Origin of the sequence: Pseudomonas syringae group sp. J248-6 (assembly GCF_032586995.1) — a bacterium.
In the GTDB taxonomy this organism is placed as follows: Bacteria; Pseudomonadota; Gammaproteobacteria; order Pseudomonadales; family Pseudomonadaceae; genus Aquipseudomonas; species Aquipseudomonas amygdali.
This window is the reverse complement of the sequence record NZ_JAWHOP010000004.1, coordinates 209923-229985: the sequence shown is the minus strand read 5'-3', so window position 1 is coordinate 229985 and position 20063 is coordinate 209923. Positions and strand designations below refer to the sequence as shown.

At 55.0% G+C, this 20063-nt stretch carries 13 protein-coding genes; 9 read left to right on the top strand and 4 right to left on the bottom strand.

Features of this window, described 5'->3' with window-relative positions:
- The 3 genes from RYC17_RS07485 to RYC17_RS07475 all read right to left on the bottom strand — a co-directional run.
- Positions 1 to 3424, bottom strand: a 3424-nt coding sequence (locus RYC17_RS07485) for a calcium-binding protein (RefSeq protein ID WP_316902694.1), incomplete at its 3' end; no start/stop codon positions are given.
- Positions 3405 to 3947: a hypothetical protein gene (locus RYC17_RS07480; protein ID WP_219171165.1), complete on the bottom strand. Its 543-nt coding sequence runs from the start codon at positions 3945 to 3947 to the stop codon at positions 3405 to 3407. The genes RYC17_RS07485 and RYC17_RS07480, both read right to left, overlap by 20 nt.
- Positions 3948 to 4266: 319 nt before the next feature.
- Positions 4267 to 4950, bottom strand: a complete 684-nt coding sequence (locus RYC17_RS07475; protein WP_219171164.1) for an ArsR/SmtB family transcription factor — start codon at positions 4948 to 4950, stop codon at positions 4267 to 4269.
- Positions 4951 to 5023: 73 nt separating this feature from the next.
- Here RYC17_RS07475 and RYC17_RS07470 point away from each other — a divergent pair, with 73 nt between their 5' ends.
- From RYC17_RS07470 to RYC17_RS07460, 3 genes are all read left to right on the top strand, one after another.
- Positions 5024 to 6250, top strand: a complete 1227-nt coding sequence (locus RYC17_RS07470; RefSeq protein ID WP_316902693.1) for an MFS transporter — start codon at positions 5024 to 5026, stop codon at positions 6248 to 6250.
- A 296-nt stretch (positions 6251 to 6546) separates the two neighbouring features.
- Entirely contained in the window at positions 6547 to 6795 is a 249-nt protein-coding gene (locus RYC17_RS07465; protein ID WP_057402487.1) for a hypothetical protein, read from the top strand.
- A gap of 60 nt (positions 6796 to 6855) precedes the next feature.
- Positions 6856 to 9546 (top strand): beta-glucosidase, encoded by a 2691-nt coding sequence (locus RYC17_RS07460; protein ID WP_193601358.1) that lies wholly within the window; start codon positions 6856 to 6858, stop codon positions 9544 to 9546.
- Between the two features lie 74 nt (positions 9547 to 9620).
- Here RYC17_RS07460 and RYC17_RS07455 read toward each other — a convergent pair whose 3' ends face one another.
- Positions 9621 to 10274, bottom strand: a complete 654-nt coding sequence (locus tag RYC17_RS07455) for a TetR/AcrR family transcriptional regulator (RefSeq protein WP_316902692.1) — start codon at positions 10272 to 10274, stop codon at positions 9621 to 9623.
- A 339-nt stretch (positions 10275 to 10613) separates the two neighbouring features.
- Between RYC17_RS07455 and RYC17_RS07450 the strand changes: the two genes are divergently transcribed.
- The 6 genes from RYC17_RS07450 (at position 10614) to RYC17_RS07425 (ending at position 20034) form a co-directional block, all read left to right on the top strand.
- Entirely contained in the window at positions 10614 to 13484 is a 2871-nt protein-coding gene (locus RYC17_RS07450; RefSeq protein ID WP_316902691.1) for a PAS domain-containing protein, read from the top strand.
- 106 nt (positions 13485 to 13590) lie between these two features.
- Positions 13591 to 14199: a TetR/AcrR family transcriptional regulator gene (locus RYC17_RS07445; protein ID WP_058401939.1), complete on the top strand. Its 609-nt coding sequence runs from the start codon at positions 13591 to 13593 to the stop codon at positions 14197 to 14199.
- Positions 14200 to 14554: 355 nt separating this feature from the next.
- On the top strand, positions 14555 to 16186 hold the full coding sequence (locus RYC17_RS07440) for a methyl-accepting chemotaxis protein (protein WP_316902690.1): 1632 nt from the start codon (positions 14555 to 14557) through the stop codon (positions 16184 to 16186).
- Positions 16187 to 16289: 103 nt separating this feature from the next.
- Positions 16290 to 17111 (top strand): aldo/keto reductase, encoded by an 822-nt coding sequence (locus RYC17_RS07435; protein WP_004660705.1) that lies wholly within the window; start codon positions 16290 to 16292, stop codon positions 17109 to 17111.
- A gap of 170 nt (positions 17112 to 17281) precedes the next feature.
- Positions 17282 to 18301, top strand: a complete 1020-nt coding sequence (locus RYC17_RS07430) for a transporter (protein ID WP_002552763.1) — start codon at positions 17282 to 17284, stop codon at positions 18299 to 18301.
- A gap of 116 nt (positions 18302 to 18417) precedes the next feature.
- Complete coding sequence (locus RYC17_RS07425; RefSeq protein ID WP_316902689.1) at positions 18418 to 20034, top strand: inorganic phosphate transporter; 1617 nt, start codon at positions 18418 to 18420, stop codon at positions 20032 to 20034.
- The last annotated feature ends 29 nt before the right edge of the window (positions 20035 to 20063 follow it).

The window sequence follows — 20063 nt, the reverse complement described above, 5'->3', positions numbered from 1 at the left end:
TGAAAAGGTACAGGTCCGAGCCCTCTCCGCCGGTCAAAAGATCATTACCGGTTCCGCCGGTGATCTGATCGTTATTTGTCCCACCGGTAAGTGTGTCGTTGCCCGCTCCGCCGGCAATAATCTGCTTCGAAGCAATACTGCTGCCGTTATAAACGTCGTTTGCGGACGTGCCATTATAATTCAGCGCCTGGGTTGTCAGGACTGAGCCTGTCCAGTTCGTACCATCGGCAAATTCCACGCGTTCAAGCTGGTAACGACCACTGTCTTGGGCAAACCAGCCTTTGACAGTGATCTTGTCCCTGCCGTTTACATGACTGAACACCATGTCGGAGCCAGAAGCATTTACAGCGATATCCGTCGCTTGGATACCGGCACCGAACCGTAAGGTGTCGATATTGCCAATCGAATAGTTGCTGTTCTCGGTGATCGTGTCTTGCCCGTCACCCAGGTTGAAAAGGTACAGGTCCGAGCCCTCTCCGCCGGTCAAAAGATCATTACCGGTTCCGCCGGTGATCTGATCGTTATTTTTACCGCCTGTAAGAATATCATTGCCAGCCCCGCCGAAAATGAACTGCCCGGGGGTTATTGAAGTGCCTATATAGGTATCATTTTCTGACGTCCCGTGATAACTCAAGGCTAGATCAGTTAGCATTGAACTTGTCCAAACAGCACCGTCAGCAAATAGAATTTCTTCAACCTTATAATTGTTACCACTCCACAAAAACCAGTTTTTAAACGTAACCTCATCACCAGACGCTGAATACTTTAATTTCAGATCATTATTAATAACACTTAAAATAACTACTGAAGAGTCAACGCCCTCACCAAAGCGGACTTTATCAATTTCACCACGCACGCCGATTTCTTCAACAATAGTATCTTTGCCATCACCAAGACTCAGTAGGTATTGATCCTCCCCCACCCCACCTTCGAGCCAATCATCGCCAGCACCTCCTAGAATGATGTCATCACCACCCTTACCATATAAAAAATCATTACCAGCCCTACCGTCCATGAGGTCCGCTACGGAATAGCCATATATAGTATCATTGCTATCTGAAGGCAATAACGTTAGCGCTTTGATTTGCTGCACCCCCCAAACAGCACCACTATCAAACCTAACCTCCTCAAGAACATAACCACTTATCAAGTCATTATAAAAATAATTTGCCACCGTAACTGTGTCCAAACCATCTTTAAACGAAAGTAGCAAATCATCCCGAAGTCTTGTAACCGAGATATCTGCCATAACGATACCTTCACCAAACTCGATGGCATCTACCTTATTCGTACCTAAATCATAATTATTTAAGGTGTCGTGCCCCCAACCTTTAGAAAACCTGTAAACATCCGAACCTGAACCACCGCTTAAATAATCGCGCCCTAAGCCACCTTCAACAGTATCATTCCCGGCGTCGCCGTAAATTATATCGTCACCATCAAGGCCTAACAATAAATCAGCCGAAATCGTACCGTAAATCTTATCATCACCCGACGCACCTAAAACGCCGCCCATAGCAACAAGCAACATATCAAAAGCATCAGCTTTAGCGTCACCAAAACTGCTTATTACAGATAGTATTTCTTTGCCAGCCCCGCCAGCCGCCACTTTCAACGAATGAGATAAATTGCTTATTAATTCAGTTCCGACTGACACATCATTATAATACTCAGAGCGCAACAAACCAATCAACCCTGTAGCATCTATTACTAATTCACCCGACTCAAAGCGAAAGTCCAGGCTATCCATCAAGGGCTTTAAATGAGTTTGTAGCATAAGGCTAGAGCTAACAAAATCAGCTAACTTTTCATATCCAACCATGAGAAGAGCAGAAGAGTTAGGTCCCGGATTGCCAGTCCCCTCATTAGTACCTGATGATTGTAAAAACTCCTTATCTAAAAAAGCTTCCAATGCATAAATTTTTCTACCGTCGTCAACGAATCCACCACGACTTATCGCAGAATATTTATCGACACCAGACCAAGAAAAAACAACATCATTTACAATCAGCTTTCGAGCCTCACTGCTTGTCTCTGTGGAAAACCTTTCTATCAGCGCTGAAAGAGCCCCAGTTTCATCTTGAATAATTGATTGGGACAAAGATAAAACCCGTCCAGATCCAGGCACTTCAGGAAACACTTTCGAGCCTGTACCTTCAATACTAACTGCCTGCGCAGTATCGGAGTAGTTTACCGCAAACCATATATCCTCAACTATTTTTGAAGTACCATCCGAACTTACATAGCTACCCAACTGCATAACTCTATTACCATGAACATCGATTACATCTTGACTGGCAAACGCAACATTTAAACCAACAACCCCAACCCCCTCCAATGCCAATAACTCTCCCGCATCGACCTTAGCATTACTGTTTTGATCACGCCATATTTTTAATTGATCAAACCTTTCATCCGCCTCATCTACAACCCCATCTTTATTACTGTCAAATTCAGATAACGCTTCGAAACCATTCGCAGCATTTTTTCCGTTTTCCAAAACGAAATTATTACCAAAAAGCTCCCTTCCACTGTTTATGATTCCGTCATGATTAACATCGTATACTAGAAATCCGTCACCACGTCCTATCCAGCCGGAGCTTTCAGAAAATCCGTCACCTCCATGATCGAAATAGATACCAGACCCCACACTTAAGGTATCTATTCCATCCCCATCAAGATCCAATACTAACGGCGACATAGTGCTTATTGCGCTTCCGAAGAGCCCGTTTAGCTCTCCGATTAATTTATCAAACCCAATTAAGACCTTATTTCCACCGTCTAGAAAAATCTCACGCACTTCGCCCATTGCGTCTTCAACATATTCACCAAGAGCAATAGTATAGCTCAAGCTCTTATCTAAAACCTCTGCAAATGCATTTATCGCATTAGAGTAATCATCGCCCAAAACTTCAGCTAGTTCATTATACGATTTCAACAGCGTATCAATGTATGGTTTGAGATCTAGCGTTTCGTTATTATCACCGGCACCCATAGCAGCCAAAGTCAATACGGCTCCGGCGACCGTTGCCACTACTGCAGTAGCAATCAAAACGGGGGCAACCGTACTTCCAGCAACACCCACCACAGTAAAAGTTGCTACAGATGCTGTAATTGTTGCGACATCGGCAAAAGCCGAATATATATCAGAAACCTCAACAACTTTATCCGCCTCATTATAAGAAGTTATAATACTATCAGTATCATTTATAAGAGCAGCTACTCCGAGAACAATACCTGCTTGCGGCGCATACTTGCTGAAAGTATTAATAACATCAGCAAAACCAACTACCGCCTGCAAAGTAGCTATGACTGAGGCTATTGTTCCACCCTTGGAAACATCGTTAATTATAGGAGCAACCCCTACAGGTGTTCCTAAAAAATACAGCACCCCTGAAACACCTTTAATCGTTACTTGATCCATTAAAACTCTTCCTTGATAATTTATTTAAAGCCAGCGATATAAAAAGCACTATTATAAAACCCACACCATGAAGCCAAAGCGCTGATATCAAACCTCTCTTCGACCGCTGACGTGTCATTTCATGTGTCAGTACTTCTTCATCATTCACAGTTATACTTATCACCTTATTACTTTTTTTATTAGGAAAAAAACTTTGCCTGTACCACTGTATAGTTGTCGGCATACCCGCTGACGCGTCATTTCTGGTACCCTTTAAGCATCCACTGTAGCCGATCATTCCAAGTGAACATGTGAATAGCAGTTCTGAATCAGGCCCCGCAAGACTTATAAATGTGTCCCTCCCTACCCTCACCGTTGAATAAGTGCCCGATGAAACCTCAAACTTCAAGGGCACAAGCGTAGATAAATATTTATCACCTATAATCAAGATCGCAATGAACAAATACAAACTTGGCAATACTAATATCGACTTATACTTCCCATACTTTTCAGATTTTTCCTCTATCATTTTTGATGCACACATAAAACCTCCCTATTACTAATAATATCCTAAGATCAAGCAGTATTAATCTGTTTATGCATGCGCCCTTCCATAGTAGTAGGAAAATTAGCTTGCAAGAATTACCACATATAACAATTAACTATAAAAATCGATTTTTTTATTCTTTATTTTCGCACATTCCTTTTTAGCGCTTGCCTCAAACATTCGCCGCAAGATACAGCCATTGTGGCGATCAGCTGAAACCTTGTTCCACAAACCCGCGCTCAAGAAAAGAGCGGACAGTTTGTAACCCGACGGCTTAAAAACATGCATCTATGTGATCAATTGCCCACCTCACGCCTCACACCCCAAACGCCTTCGCCATACCGCCCACCCCTTTGGCAGTCAGCTTCAGTGCTCTGGAATCCAGATGGCGGCTTACCCAGCCGCGCGTGAGCATCAGCTCCAGCAGCGCCGCCCCCAGAGCGCCACCGATGTGCGGGGCGCGTTCGCTCCAGTCCAGACAGGCGTAGGCCAGACGTCTGCGTTGCTGACGTACTGCGTCCACGTCGATGCCCAGCGAGTTCAGTGATTCGACACCCCGTTCACTGATCACATAGTCCTTGCCCTGCTCATTTAACCAGCCGGCCTTCAGTAAGGCGTCGTGCAACTTGACGGCGACTTCACCGGCGCAGTGGTCGTAACAGGTTCGAGCCTGTCTCAAGGCAGAAGGCGTGTTGGGTTTGAAGGGCGCAGCGCTGTGCTGAGTCAGTAACAGCAAGGACTCCAGCGCTTGCGCCACCTGCGCATTGGCCAGTCGATAGTAACGATGCCGGCCCTGCACGAGCATTTCCACCAGCCCCTGCTCACGCAAACGCGCGAAATGCCCGCTGGCACTCGATGCGCCTATATCGGCCAGCGCCGCCAGCTCGGTCGCGGTTCGTGCGTGCCCGTCCAGTAGCGCACAAAGCATTTTGGATCGTGCAGGGTCAGCAATGGCACCCGCCACTGCCGCCAGCGAGAGGTCTGCCGCTTCAACATCCATAGTTCAGCCATCCCTGAAGTGTTCTGGTAGGCGGCCATCATACTGCTGCCAAACCACTTGAAGGGATTCACCCATGCATCAATCGAGTTTTTTTGGCAGAAAAGTCGTCGCAGCTACATTTCTGATGGCTGTGTTTGGCTGGGGCATCGGCTTTTACGGTCCGCCGATATTCATGTATGCCGTGATTCAGAGAACCGGCTGGTCGACCGCGCTGTGCTCGGCTGCGGTCACGGTGCATTTTCTGGCAGGTACGTTTGTCGTGGTCAACCTGCCTGCGTTGTACAAGAGGTATGGCCTCCCATCGATTACGGTTTCAGGGGCGGCAACCCTCGCTGTCGGCGTGTACGGCTGGTCGATCGCCAATCAGCCCTGGCAATTGTTCATCGCCGCGGCGCTGAGCGGGTTCGGTTGGGTAACCATGGGCGCGGCGGCGGTCAACGCTACCATCTCGCCATGGTTTGTCAGCAAGCGCCCTGGCGCATTGGCGATGGCCTATAACGGCGCGAGCATCGGCGGTGTAGTCTTTTCATCGGGCTGGGTGTACCTGATCGACCGGTTCGGGTTCAGCCTCGCTGCGATCGTGGTGGGTGTAGTTTCAACAGGCGTGATTGCGCTCCTCGCTTTCGGTGTGTTCCGGTTCAGGCCTGAACATCTGGGTCAGCACCCCGATGACATTCGCCAGACAGCCACTGAACTGCCGCCATTCCAGGACACTGCGCCCTTAACGCTACGGAGTAACCGACCATTCCTCACGCTGGCGGCGGCCATGTCGCTCGGGCTGTTTGCGCAGATCGGCCTGATCAGCCAGTTGTTCCTGCTGCTGATTGATCACATCACACAACAAACCGCAGGTATGGCCATGGGTGTTTCTACCTGCAGCGCTATCTTCGGCAGGTTCCTGTCCAGCAGGCTGTTAGTGCCAGGCGCCTGTCGACGCCACATAGCCAGCCTGAGTTACGCCTGCCAGTGCCTGGGCTGTGTGGCGCTGATGTTTATCGGCGCAAGCTCTGTCCTGTTATGGGTCGGCATGATTCTTTTCGGCGTGGGTATCGGCAATGCCACATCACTGCCTCCCCTGATTGCCCAAGCGGAATTTCCCAGGCACCAGGTTGCGCGCGTGGTGACATTGATCGTCGCCATCGCTCAAGGCTGCTACGCCTTTGCGCCAGCACTCTTCGGTGGTGTCCGGACTTTATTCAACGGGCCTTACAACGACCTGATAGCGCTGGCACTTGCTGCCAGTATTCAGGCGGCAGCGATACTTGTCCTCATCAGCACTCGGCCACATGGAAAACCGTAGCCAATGCCGAAAACAGAGTGAACACTCTGCTTTTAAAAAAGAATAATAATTTCTATAAAATAATAAAAACCACTAATTTATTGCCATAAAAATGAATTTTATGGAATTAAAGCAAAGCTAAATCCGCATAGTTGATACCTGAATTTACAAACAATCAACTATATAAAATTGCATTCGTGTATTTTACCGTTCAGCAATTTTCTGCTTGTCACGCACGTCTTGAAGAACCTGTCGGCCGCCCCGGCTGCCGACTTGCCTGTCTGCCTGTTTCATATTTCTATTTGGAGACTCTCCCGATGGCCAGCCCCCTGCTGCCTGTTGTTACCACGTTGCTGATATCCCTTTCCACCTTTGCCGTGTCTGCCGCTGACCGGCAGAACCCGCTGCCATCAACCTCGAGCGAGCGGCGTGCGGAAGTCGACGACCAGCGCGAACACATCACAGGTGCCGACCTTGCCGTGCAGAAAACACCTGGTGGAGCACAAACGGTTGTGGATGCCCCGATTGATACCGCAGACGCCCCTGGCAGCGATGCAGACCACTGATTTCCCCGCTGACACACAAACGATTAATCAATGAATGACGTAAGGAATAACTCCGTGTCCATGATCAAACAAGGCCTGGGCCTGAGCCTGTTGGCGCTCGGTATCGCCCAGGCAGGCAGCGTGTTCGCTGTGACGCCGATGACAGGCAATGAAGTCGAAGCGCGCGTAGGCGCAATGCTCGACAACATGACGCAATCGGAAAAAATCAATTTCTCGCGCGTTGACGACGGCCGGATGATTCCGAAGCTGGACAAGTTCAACCTGCAGGGTACGGTCGCCTATGATTCGGCGATGGGCGTGCTGGTCGGCGGCAAGACGTTCGGTGCGCAGTACCCCTCCCCGTCAGCACTCGCAGCCACCTGGAGCATCAACCGGGCCAAGGAATTCGGTCTGGCTATCGGCTACGAAACCCGCATAGCAGGTGGGCAGCAAATGCTCTCGCCAGCCATCAACCTCTACCGTACGCCGTTCAACGGGCGAGCGGCTGAGTACATGAGCGGCGAAGATCCGTTTCTCGGCGCAGTACTGGCACCGGCAGTCACCAACGGTATCCAGGTTCAAGGCATACAGGCGGCCGCCAAGCATTACCTGATGAACGAGCAGGAAGCGAATCGCCATTATCTGGACGTGAAAATTGACGAGCGAGCGATGCAAGAGCTGTATCTGCCTGGCTTCGAGTCACTGGTCAAGAACGCCAATATCGCCTCGATCATGTGCGGCTACAACAAGATCAACGGCGAATATGCGTGTGAAAACCACCACCTCATCACCGACATCCTGAAAGGCCAATGGGGCTTTCAAGGTAACGTCATGAGCGATTTCAACTCGGTTCAGGACGCCTTCAAGGGTGCCTGGGCCGGCACCGATATCGACATGCCCAGCGGCCTTCAATTCACCGAAGCCAAACTGCTGCCTTATGTCTGGAATGGTCAGTTGCACCAGAACGTGATCGACGACAAGGTGCGCAGGAACCTGAGAGCACTGGTCAGCTACGGCTTTGACAAGGGAATCAACAAGGCGCAACCGCTGGAGCATCGTGAATACGGGCAACTGGCGGCATTGAACGTGGCCAGGGAGTCGATAGTCCTGCTGCGCAACCAGCCGGTAGACGGAAACAAACCTCTGCTGCCACTGCCCAGAAACGCAAAGATAGCCGTCATCGGTGATCTGGCCATGCAGCCGCCGACCGCGCCGTTTGGTACGGCTTATTCGGCGCCCGCAAGCTATGTCACTGAACTGAGCGGGCTCAAGCAACTGGCGTCGAACACATCCAACGTGGAATACCTTTCACAGATGAGCCTGAACCCGAAGTCGTCGGTCTGGTATCAGCCAGCTAAAGACCAACAGGCCATCAGCAATACCGGTGTAAAAGCCGAGTATTACGCCAATACCTCGCTGTCCGGCGACCCGGTTGCAACCCGCGTCGAACCCGGCATCAATCTGGACTGGATTACCAACACCAATCAGACCGATAACGGCACCAGCACAGTCAACGGCTATACCCCGTCAGCAGGCGCGTTCTCGGCGCGTTTCACCGGCAAGATCAAACCGACGATCAGCGGCCCTCAGGTGTTCAAGGTACGCGCGGATGGAGCCTATAAACTCTGGATCAATGACGAGCTGGTGCTTGAGGATGAGGGCTCGCAAGTCTCGTTCGACCTGATTCCAGTGGTGCCGCGTACCGTCAAAACGGCCAGTCTCAAGGCCGGCACCGAGTACAACGTGCGCCTGGAATATCGCCGGCTTAAAGGCAACTTCACCCCGGTGCTGGGCGGCATGAACGGTGTGCAGATGAGCTGGGCTTCGTTGCGTCCGCCAAAGAACCTGGCGGATTACGATGCGGTAGTGGTAGCCGCCGGCAATAACTTCGAATACGAAGGTGAATCGCTGGATCGGCCGTTCGAACTGCCGCAATTCCAGTCCGAATTGATCAGCTTCGTTCAGAAAGCCAACCCCAAAACCATCGTTGTACTGCACGGTGGCGGTGGTATGGATATGCAGCCCTGGGCTGACAAGGTAGCCGCGTCTCTGCACGCATGGTACCCGGGGCAACAGGGTGGACAGGCACTGGCCGAAATTCTGTACGGCAAGGTCAACCCGTCGGGCAAGCTGCCAATCACCCTGGACAAGAAGGCGCAGGACAACCCCAGCTATGCTTCGTACTCGAACCCGGTGCCGTACTATTTCAGCAGCGCTAATCCCCCTGTCGAAATGACCTACAGCGAAGGCCTGTACATGGGCTATCGCGGTTACGACAAAAAGCACACCAAACCGCTCTATCCATTCGGTTTCGGGCTTTCCTATACCACGTACGAGTACAGTGATCTGAAACTGTCGAGCAACGTATTGGCTCCGGGCGCGACCATTCAGGCCTCTTTCAAGGTCACCAATACCGGTGACAAGGCAGGGTTTGAAGTGGCTCAGCTTTACGTGCAGCCATCCAGGCCTCAGGTTGATCGCCCGGAGAAAGAGTTGAAGGGCTTTACCAAGGTTTACCTGAAGCCAGGCGAAAGCAAAACCGTCACGATTGCACTGGACTCGCGTTCTTTCGCTTATTACTCACCCGATTCGGTGAGCTGGAACGTCGACCCTGGCAAGTTCAAGGTCCTGGTTGGCAAGGACTCGGAAAACCTGACACTCGACCGCACGGTAGTAGCGCTTTACCCGGAGCAGTTGACCACACGTGATTCAAACCCCCTTCCAGTCCCCCTGCGCAAGGCAGTACAAGTCAAGGCAGAACAGGCTTACTAAGCAACAGTAACCCTGAGTAGCGGTAATCGGTGGTCGATACGACCACCGATTACTCTCATGCGATTGATCGTTGATCAGCGCCCTGTCAGATCCTGCGCCAGTCGTTCGAGAAACCTGACAAATGCACTGTCTATCTGCACGTCTGCTGGCGATCGAAGCCACTGAATCTGCATGCCGTCCATCATCGCAGCTATCTCGAGGCTGATTTGCCTGACATCAACGTCCTGGCGAATTTCACCTGCCTGAACCAGCACATTCAGATGCGTCTGAAGATGACTGTGCACAATCTGGAAACGCTCACTGAACCAGCGGTGTGCAGGGTGCGTGACCGACAGACTTTCAGTGTTGATGATCATCAGTGCCTGGCTGATGGAGGCGTCTTCGATGCTGAAACTCATGACCTGCTTCAGAAAGGCCATGAATCCCTCCAGCGAGGCAACTTGCCCGGCGTCCTGCAGCCTGGCAACAACATACTGATCCCGATGTTCAAGAACAGCTTGCAACAACACCAGTTTGGTCGGGAAATGATGCAGCAGCCCCACCTGAGAGAGACCTGCAACCTTGGCAATGTTAGACAGCGAGGCACCCGCATAGCCATCCCGGGCAAAGATGGTCATGGCTGCCTGAATGATCTCTGCCTTGCGTACCTCCCCCTTGGGCAGACGTCGCTTCACCGCAGGCTGCTTGACTGTGGCGGGTGTACCAGAACTGTTTGAATTCACGGACATACGAAGGGCACTGTTCGCACAACGAAAGGATAAATCGTAGCATGCGCTCGAGAGAAAACCGGAAAAAAGGCCTGACCGCCGATATTGACGCCCTTTAAAGAAACCCACGCGAATGCCGATGCATACCGAAGCCCGACGGTATGTCGATCGCCATAGAGAGACATACCCAAAGTACGGCATCTGACACCCGGACGCGCAGGGGGACTGGCAAACCTCGACAGTGACTGATTGCAGTACGCAAGGCAGGCTACGGGCAGGTGCCCGCCCATGCAGACAATTAACGTGTGAGCCGGAGGCGCTCTGAAATACCTGACAAGAGAAGAGCTGGAAGCACAGGTCGTGCACCTGCGCGCAGCACTTGAAGAAGCCGGTATCGACGCTGGGCCGGACAACGGCGCAGCAGCACTGCCCAGCCCGGAAGTGCGCAAGCGTGCGGCCTTTGACAGCGCGCTGGACTTTGCCATGATCCTCACGGATCCAGCCGGCATCATTACCGACTGGAATCCGGGTGCAGAACAGGTATTAGGCTGGTCCGCTGCGCAAATGGTCGGGCAGGATGCAGAGTGCTTCTTCACGCCGGAGGACCGCGCCTGCGGCCGGATCGAACATGAAATGCAACTCGCCCTGAGCGTCGGCCGAGCGTCGGACGAACGCTGGCACCTGCGCAAGGACGGTCAGCTGTTCTGGGCGTCCGGCGAAATGATGCCGCTGTATGGCGAGGAAAATACTCACCTTGGCTTCGTCAAGATCCTGCGCGACCGCACCCGCGAGCATCTGGTGGCACGCGCCACCGAAGAAGCCCAGGAACGTTACCGGTTGGCCGCCAAGGCTACCAATGACGCAATATGGGATTGGGATTTTGCCGCCAACCACGTGCTCTGGAATGACGCACTGGAACAGGCATACGGCCACCCGCTGGCAACACTGGACACCTCGGGTGACTGGTGGATAGCCCAGATCCATCCCGATGACCGGACACGCATTTACCACTCTATCCATGCTGTGATCGACGGCCACGGCACTGCCTGGACCGATGAATACCGTTTTCGTCGGCTCGATGGTACTTACGCCGATGTTCTGGACCGTGGCCATGTGATACGCAACAACGAGGGCAAGGCCGTACGCATGATCGGCGCGATGCTCGACCTGTCACAGATGCAGCAGGCAGAAAACGCGCTGCGCAAGAGCGAAGAGCGCTCCAGGGCCATGCTGGAGACCATCGAAGCAGCGTTCGCCATCATCCAGGTCAAGTTCGATGCAGACGACAGCCCGGTAGACTACCGCTTCATCGAGGTCAACCCTGCCTTTGAACGTCAGGCGGGTGTCGATTTGCGTGGCAAGTGGGTGACCGAGTTTGCCCCGGACCTGGAGCGTTTCTGGTTTGAGGCTTATGGTCATGTCGCCAAAACCGGCGAGCCTGCCAATTTCGAGAATTACGCCAAGGCGTTCGAGCGCTGGTTCGAAGTCAGAGCGGTGCGTGTCGGTGAACCGGCTGATCGACAGATTGCAGTCATCTTCAGTGACGTGACGGAAAGACGCAACGCCGAGGAGCGATTGCGCACCAGCGAAGCCGTCGCACGCGCGAACGTCGACCGCGTTCAGCTCGCCCTCGCCGCAGGTGCGATTATCGGTACCTGGCATTGGGACTTGACGGCCGACCGCTTTACCGTCGACGAAGCCTTCGCCAAGGCGTTTGGTCTTGACCCCGCTCTGGGCTTCGATGGTTTGAGTCTGGAACAGGTCATTGCCACTGTTCATCCCGAAGACAAGCAAGGCTTGATCGATGCGATCAACGCGGTCATCACCAGTGGGCGTGTTTATGCCCACCAGTATCGGGTCCGCCGTGCCGACGGCCTCTACTACTGGATCGAGGCGAACGGCCGCGTCGACCGTGCCGATGACGGCACTCCACTGAGCTTCCCGGGCGTGCTCATCAACGTCGATGAACGACGTGCTGTGGCGGCCGAGCGCGACCGGGCCACTGCAGCCCTGCGCTCGCTCAACGACACGCTTGAACAGCGCGTGGCAGCACGCACTGCGGAACTGATGCAGGCTGAAGAAAAGCTGCGTCAGTCGCAGAAAATGGAAGCTGTGGGGCAACTGACTGGCGGTCTCGCCCATGATTTCAACAACCTGCTGGCGGGCATTTCCGGTGCTCTGGAATTGATGAACACCCGTATTGCACAGGGGCGCTGGAACGATGTAGACAAATACATCGTCACCGCACAGGGCGCTGCCAAGCGCGCCGCGGCCTTGACGCACAGGCTTCTGGCCTTCTCCCGACGCCAGACACTGGACCCACAGCCGACCGACGTGAACAGGCTGATGAAAGGCATGACAGACCTTATCCAGCGCACGGTAGGCCCCAGCATCGTGGTCGAAACCATTGGCACCATAGGTCTATGGCCAACGCTGGTCGATGCAAGCCAGCTGGAGAACGCGCTGCTGAATCTGTGTATCAACGCCCGCGACGCGATGCCGGACGGCGGGCGCATCACGATCGAGGCCGACAACCAATGGATAGAAGGTGATGTGGCGCGGATGCACGATATGCCTGAGGGTCACTATCTGTCGCTGTGCGTGACCGATACCGGCACAGGCATGACGCCCGATGTCATCGCCAAGGCATTCGACCCCTTCTTCACCACCAAGCCCATTGGTCAGGGCACCGGTCTTGGTCTGTCGATGATTTACGGGTTCGCCAATCAGTCCGGCGGTCGGGTGCGCATTCAGTCGCAGGTGGGCAAAGGAACCTCGATATCCCTGTATCTGCCACGTTACGACGGTACAGCGACCAGAGACGAGAGCGATGTGCACCAGGCGCCGTTCGAGTTTACCCAGTCTGGAGAGACCATTCTGATCGTGGACGACGAACCGACGGTACGCATGCTGCTCACCGACGCGCTCGGGGATCTGGGTTATACCCTGATCGAGGCGGCCGACAGCCTGGCCGGCCTCAAACTGCTGCGCTCGGACGTGCATATCGATCTGCTCATCACCGACGTGGGCTTGCCCGGTGGCATGAACGGGCGACAAATGGCCGACGCCGGACGCGAAGTACGTCCGCATCTGAAAACCTTGTTCATCACCGGTTATGCGGAAAACGCTGCCATCGGTGACGAGCAACTCGGACCCGGCATGCGGGTATTGACCAAGCCGTTTGCGATTGATGCTCTGGCTGCCCGAGTCCAGGAATTGATGAGTGCCTGATGCAACAGGCTCGTTGCAATCGTGCTTCGGGCCTTCGACATTGAGCGCTGCGCAAACCCGGTGCTAACATGCGCGACCGCCATGCAGGCAAGGGAATAACCGGGTCATGAGCAGTATCCGCGAGCGCAACAAAGAACTCATCCTGCGCGCTGCCAGCGAGGAATTCGCCGACAAGGGCTTCGCCGCCAGCAAGACCAGCGATATCGCGGCCAAGGCCGGTGTTCCCAAACCCAACGTCTATTACTACTTCAAATCCAAGGAAAACCTCTATCGCGAGGTGCTGGAAAGCATCATCGAGCCCATCCTGCAAGCGTCGACGCCGTTCAATCCTCAAGGTGTACCGGCCGATGTACTGAGCAGCTATATCCGCTCGAAGATCCAGATTTCCCGTGACCTGCCCTTTGCCTCGAAAGTGTTCGCCAGCGAGATCATGCACGGTGCCCCGCACCTTACGTCAGAGCAGATCGAACAGCTCAATGGGCAGGCGCGGCACAATATCGAATGCATTCAGGCCTGGATCGACAGCGGGCAGATCGCCCCGCTCGACCCCCATCACCTGATGTTCACCATCTGGGCCGCGACCCAGACCTACGCAGATTTCGACTGGCAGATCGCAACCGTCACCGGCAAGGCGAAACTGGAAGACGCCGATTACGAGGCCGCGACCCGGACCATTCTCAGGCTGGTGCTCAAGGGTTGCGAGCCGGATTGCTGAACCCCACCCTGCTTTCCTGCAGACGCAAAAAACCCGCCGAAGCGGGTGGTTTTGCAACATGACCATTCCGACATCCTGTCAGTAGCCTCCTGGCAATGGTCGATCTTCCCTGATCGCTGCGGCGTTCCTTCGCTGCAGCTGTTGAATTGGATCCTACATTCACTCCGGGTCAGTCGATAGAGCCAATCGCGTCTGTTGGTGTAAGCCTTTCGCTATACCCGTGTAGGTCTGTAAAAAAATGTGACTGTCATCTCATGTTTGGTCATGATGCGCCGAGAAGCTTAAAAGGCTCTGCATCGCGTGCTGCGCGGCTCGGTTGCCATAAAAAGAAAAAATAATGCACGGGATGACGATCATGAGTATGCGCAGTTTTTCCATCAGCCGCCGTTTGTGGCTGATCCTTGTGGTTTCAGTGCTGATGCTTTTTGTTTTGTCGGCGACCTTGCTCAGACAGATCCATAACGATCTGTATCAGGCCAAGGCCGAAAAAACCATGCATGTGGTCCAGACCGCCAGCGGCATACTCACCTATTACCAAGGGCTTGAGGCCGCGGGCAGCATGACGCGCGAAGCCGCGCAACAACAGGCCCTGAAAGAGATAAAGGGCCTGCGTTACAGCCAGAACGACTACTTCTGGATCAACGACCTGCGCCCGGTGATGATCATGCACCCCACCAACGCCAAGCTCGAAGGCCAGGATATATCGACCATCAGAGACCCGGACGGCTTTGCAGTGTTCAACGAAATGGTCACGCTGGTCAAAGCCAAGGGTGCCGGGATGGTGAATTATCGTTGGCCCAAACCGGGCGCCAGCGAGCCGGTGAAAAAGACCTCCTACGTGCAATTGTTTCAACCCTGGGGCTGGATTCTGGGCTCGGGCGTGTATGTGGACGACGTAGCCGCAGAGTTCAAGGCACAGCTATGGAACGCCGGCATCTTCATCGCAGGCATCGTGCTGGTCATGATCCTGCTGCTGGTCATGATTGTGCGCAGTATCGTGCGACCGCTGAGAGCGGCAGTCGGTGCAATGGCCAATATCGCCAGTGGCGAAAGTGACCTGACCCGCACGCTGGAAACCCACGGCAAGGATGAAATCACCGAGCTGGGCGTGCACTTCAACGCCTTTGTCGCCAAGCTGCGCAATGTCGTCGGCCAGTTGCAGAATTCGGCCGTGGCGCTGGGCCAGGCCTCGACGGATCTGGGCAGCAATGCCGAGCAAGCGCAGAAACGCAGCGAGCAGCAGTCCCAACAAATGGACCTGGTTGCCACCGCGGTCAACGAAGTGACCTATGGCGTACAGGACGTGGCCAAGAACGCCGAGCATGCCGCCAACGAAATGCGTGATGCCGAGTCACAGGCACAGCAGGGTCAGGTCAACATCGATAACAGCCTGCGCCAGATCGGGCACCTGTCCGCCACCATCGGTCAGGCCGTTGAAGTAATGCAGAGTCTGGCCGGCGAGAGCACGCAGATCGGCAGCGTACTGGAAGTCATCAGTTCGATTGCCGAGCAGACCAACCTGCTGGCACTGAACGCCGCCATCGAAGCGGCACGCGCAGGTGAACAGGGTCGTGGCTTTGCCGTAGTGGCTGACGAAGTACGTCTGCTGGCCCAGCGCACCCAGAAGTCGACTGCAGAAATCCAGGCCATGATCGAACGCCTGCAAAAGCATTCCGACGCGGCGGTCAAGGTAATCGGCAACAGCAGCCGTTCCTCGCAACTGACTATCGAGCAGGCCAACCAGGCAGGCCAGAGCCTGACGTCCATCAGTCAGGCGCTACGCAACCTCAATAGCCTGAACACCTCCATTGCCAGCGCTACTCTGCAACAGACGCATGTGGTGGACGACATCAACCAGAACGTGACCCAGGCCGCGCAACTGTCCCAAAGCACTGCACTCGCCGCTGAACAATCGACTTCGGCCAGCCTGCACCTGCGCGACTTGAGCGAAGAACTGAACGGGCTGCTGAAGCAGTTCCGGGTTTAAATCTGCATTGCGATGGGGTGCACGGAACCTAGTGCGCCTCTTGTTGCCTGACACCTGCTTAATCAATCGCTCATTTAGCTGCTTATTTATTGCAGGGGGTCACATGCGCACACTGGAATTGGCAGGCAGAACTGTACCAGTGCTGGGTCAGGGCACCTGGCACATGGGTGAAAAAGGGCACCTGCGCTCGGCAGAAATTGCTGGCCTTTGCCTGGGTATCGAACAGGGCCTGACCCTGATCGACACCGCCGAGATGTACGCCGACGGCGCTGCCGAAGAGATCGTCGGGCAAGCCATCGCCGGGCAACGCGACAAGGTATTCGTGGTCAGCAAGGTCTACCCGCACAATGCCAGCCGTAGCGGTATCCCGGCTGCATGCGAAGCAAGCCTGCGCCGGATGAACACCGACTACATCGACCTTTATCTGCTGCACTGGCCGGGTCAGTACCCACTGACCGAAACCGTCGAAGCCTTCGAACGCCTGCAGGAAGCCGGAAAAATCGGCGCCTGGGGTGTTTCCAACTTTGATGTCCCGGACATGATCGAGCTGAACAACCCGCGTTGCGCGACCAATCAGGTGCTGTACAACCCGGAACAACGCGGCATCGAGTTCGACCTGATGCTGTGGAGCGCTGATCGCCACCTGCCATTGATGGCGTACTGCCCGATTGGCCAGGCCGGCGATCTGCTTTACCACCCTGCCCTGCACGAAATCGCCAAACGCCATGACGCAACACCGGCGCAGATTTCCCTGGCGTGGGTGCTGCGTCAGGACAACATGATCGCCATTCCCAAGGCGACCAACCCGGAGCATATTCGTCTGAACATCGCTGCCGAGCAGATTCGCCTCACCGAGCGCGACCTGGCCGACATTGACCTGGCCTGGCCAGCGCCGACTCGCAAAGTACCGCTGGCAATGGTCTGACCGGTTTCGATGCAGTCGCAGCTGTCGATTGACTGAACGGCCGCCAATGCGGCCGTCTCTTCATGTGACAGATGACACACCTGGCAACAAGCTGTCACAAATATGAAATAACGCCTTGTCATCATGCGGCCTTCGCCTCCCTGCCCGGGCCAGGCCGCACGTGGACAGCCATGAACCACAGTATTGCTCACCACCATCAGGACTCCGACCTTTTCGGTCTGCTCTACGGCTTCCGTTTTCGCCACGCTGAAAGTGGCCAGGAAATCGGCTCGGCCGCCGCGCTGGATTACCTGCAAAACCCTCCCGAAGAGAACGACTTCATCTGGCTGCACCTGAACCTGTCGCACGCAGCCTGCGAGCGCTGGATGAAAACCCATCTGGACCTTCCGGAAGAGTTTTTCGAGGCCCTGCACGAAGGCTCGCGCTCCACCCGAATCGAGCACGTCGACGCCACGTTGCTGGCGGTAGTCAACGATGTGGTGTTCGATTTCAACAGGCTCTCGACCGACATCTCGACCTTGTGGGTCTGCGCCCGCCAGCGCTTGCTGATTACCGCCCGGCTGCAGCCACTGCGCTCGGTAGACAAGTTGCGCTCAGCGGTCAAGCGCGGCGAACAGTTCGATTCACCGCTGGAACTGCTCGCTCACCTGCTCAGCGACCAAGGCGAAGTGCTGACCCAGTTTCTGCGCAAGACCAGCGTCAACGTCGACCGCATTGAGGACCAGTTGCTTTCACAGCGACTGAGCAACAATCGCTCCGAACTCGGCGCCATGCGCCGGGTGCTGGTACGTCTGCAACGCCTGCTGGCGCTGGAGCCCGGTTCGTTGATGCGGTTGTTGCACAAGCCTCCGCAATGGCTGCGCGAGCAGGATGTCCAGGCGCTGCGTCAGTCCATAGAAGAGTCCTCGCTGGTGATCAACGACCTCACGGCACTGGGCGAGCGCATCAAACTGTTGCAGGAAGAGATCGCCGCCAATCTCAACGAACAGAGCAGCAGAACCCTGTTTACCCTGACCGTGGTAACGGTTCTGGCGTTGCCGATCAACATTGTCGCGGGCTTTTTCGGCATGAACGTGGGGGGTGTGCCACTGGCGTCCGACCCTGAAGGCTTCTGGATTCTGGTGGCACTGGTCGCGACGTTTACGCTGGTCGCGGGACGCTGGGCGTTTCGCAAGCGTGGCGATTATTGACCCGGCCTGCCGGTTGTCAGAAATCTGGCGCAAAAGGCCACTGATTACTCGCATGTCGCATCTCTGTCACATTTTGCAATGACCATGTCAATATTCTTTCAATCAGGATTGCGAACATGGCTATAAACGCACTTTCTCCCGATGCGACGGGCCGGGCGGGCCTGTCGGCAACTCACTTCGGGCGCAAACCGGGTCGACTGACCATGGTCATCTTCTTCGCGATACTCATCGCCGGCCTGCTTTTCACTGGCTACAGCCTCAAGCAGGATGTCGACGACATGGGCACGGTGGTCACCACCTGGACCCCGTTCGTGCTGCTGGGCGTGGCGTTGCTGATTGCACTGGGGTTCGAATTCGTCAACGGTTTCCATGACACCGCCAACGCGGTCGCCACCGTGATCTATACCCATTCCCTGCCACCCGGCTTTGCGGTGGTCTGGTCAGGGTTCTTCAACTTTCTCGGCGTGATGCTCTCCAGCGGTGCAGTAGCGTTCGGCATCATCGCACTGCTGCCGGTGGAGCTGATTCTGCAAACCGGCTCATCGGCAGGCTTCGCCATGATCTTCGCCCTGCTGATCGCGGCGATCATCTGGAACCTGGGCACCTGGTGGCTGGGCTTGCCAGCGTCCTCGTCGCATACGCTGATCGGCTCGATCATCGGTGTCGGCATCGCCAACGCCTTGATGCACGGACGGGACGGCACCAGTGGCGTGGACTGGTCTCAGGCGACCAAAATAGGCTACTCGCTGTTGCTGTCTCCATTGGTGGGTTTCGGCTGTGCCGCCTTGCTATTGATGGCCATGCGCATGTTCATCAAGAACCGCGCGCTGTACAAGGCACCAGAAGGCAATGCACCGCCACCGCTGTGGATTCGCGCCATGCTGATCGTGACCTGCACCGGCGTATCATTCGCTCATGGCTCCAATGACGGGCAGAAAGGCATGGGGCTGATCATGCTGATTCTGGTCGGTACCCTGCCGATGGCCTATGCGCTCAACCGCACCATGCCGGCCGATCAGGCCACTCAGTTCGGTGCGGTGGCAGAAGTCACCCAGCAGGCACTGATGCGCAGTGTTCCCCTGCCTGCCCCGGCTGACTCGCGCCAGACCCTGTCGGATTATCTGGTCAGCAAACAGGCAGGTCCCGACCTGATCCCTGCGCTGGCGGTCATGACCGGCAAGATCGGCAATCAGGTCGCCAGCTACGGCTCGCTCTCGAAGGTGCCAGCGGAAGCGGTGACCAACGTTCGAAACGACATGTACCTGACCTCGGAAACCATCCGGGTGATGGATAAGAACAAGGTAGGCAATTTCGACGCCGATACGCAGACCAAGCTCGATGCGTTCAAAGGGCAGATCGACAGCGCGACGCGTTTTATTCCGACCTGGGTCAAGATTGTGGTCGCTATTGCTCTGGGGCTGGGCACGATGGTCGGCTGGAAGCGCATCGTCGTGACCGTAGGTGAGCGCATAGGCAAGACGCACATGACCTACGCACAAGGCGCGTCGGCAGAAGTCGTGGCGATGTTCACCATCGGCGCGGCGGACATGTACGGGCTGCCAGTTTCGACCACCCACGTGCTGTCATCCGGGGTCGCGGGGTCGATGGTCGCCAACGGTTCAGGTCTGCAAATGCGCACCTTGCGCAATCTGGCCACCGCCTGGGTATTGACCCTGCCGGCTGCCATCCTGCTTTCGGGCTCGCTGTACTGGGTGTTCAGCAAACTGTTTTGAGGTCTTCGGCGAGCGGTGCCTGCTGCCAT

Coding starts and splice junctions, on each gene's coding strand:
- RYC17_RS07460 (WP_193601358.1), top strand. CDS start 6,856: ATGATCAAACAAGGCCTGGGCCTGAGCCTGTTGGCGCTCGGTATCGCC.
- RYC17_RS07455 (WP_316902692.1), bottom strand. CDS start 10,274: ATGTCCGTGAATTCAAACAGTTCTGGTACACCCGCCACAGTCAAGCAG.
- RYC17_RS07480 (WP_219171165.1), bottom strand. CDS start 3,947: ATGTGTGCATCAAAAATGATAGAGGAAAAATCTGAAAAGTATGGGAAG.
- RYC17_RS07445 (WP_058401939.1), top strand. CDS start 13,591: ATGAGCAGTATCCGCGAGCGCAACAAAGAACTCATCCTGCGCGCTGCC.
- RYC17_RS07430 (WP_002552763.1), top strand. CDS start 17,282: ATGAACCACAGTATTGCTCACCACCATCAGGACTCCGACCTTTTCGGT.
- RYC17_RS07475 (WP_219171164.1), bottom strand. CDS start 4,950: ATGGATGTTGAAGCGGCAGACCTCTCGCTGGCGGCAGTGGCGGGTGCC.
- RYC17_RS07470 (WP_316902693.1), top strand. CDS start 5,024: ATGCATCAATCGAGTTTTTTTGGCAGAAAAGTCGTCGCAGCTACATTT.
- RYC17_RS07435 (WP_004660705.1), top strand. CDS start 16,290: ATGCGCACACTGGAATTGGCAGGCAGAACTGTACCAGTGCTGGGTCAG.
- RYC17_RS07465 (WP_057402487.1), top strand. CDS start 6,547: ATGGCCAGCCCCCTGCTGCCTGTTGTTACCACGTTGCTGATATCCCTT.
- RYC17_RS07425 (WP_316902689.1), top strand. CDS start 18,418: ATGGCTATAAACGCACTTTCTCCCGATGCGACGGGCCGGGCGGGCCTG.
- RYC17_RS07440 (WP_316902690.1), top strand. CDS start 14,555: ATGAGTATGCGCAGTTTTTCCATCAGCCGCCGTTTGTGGCTGATCCTT.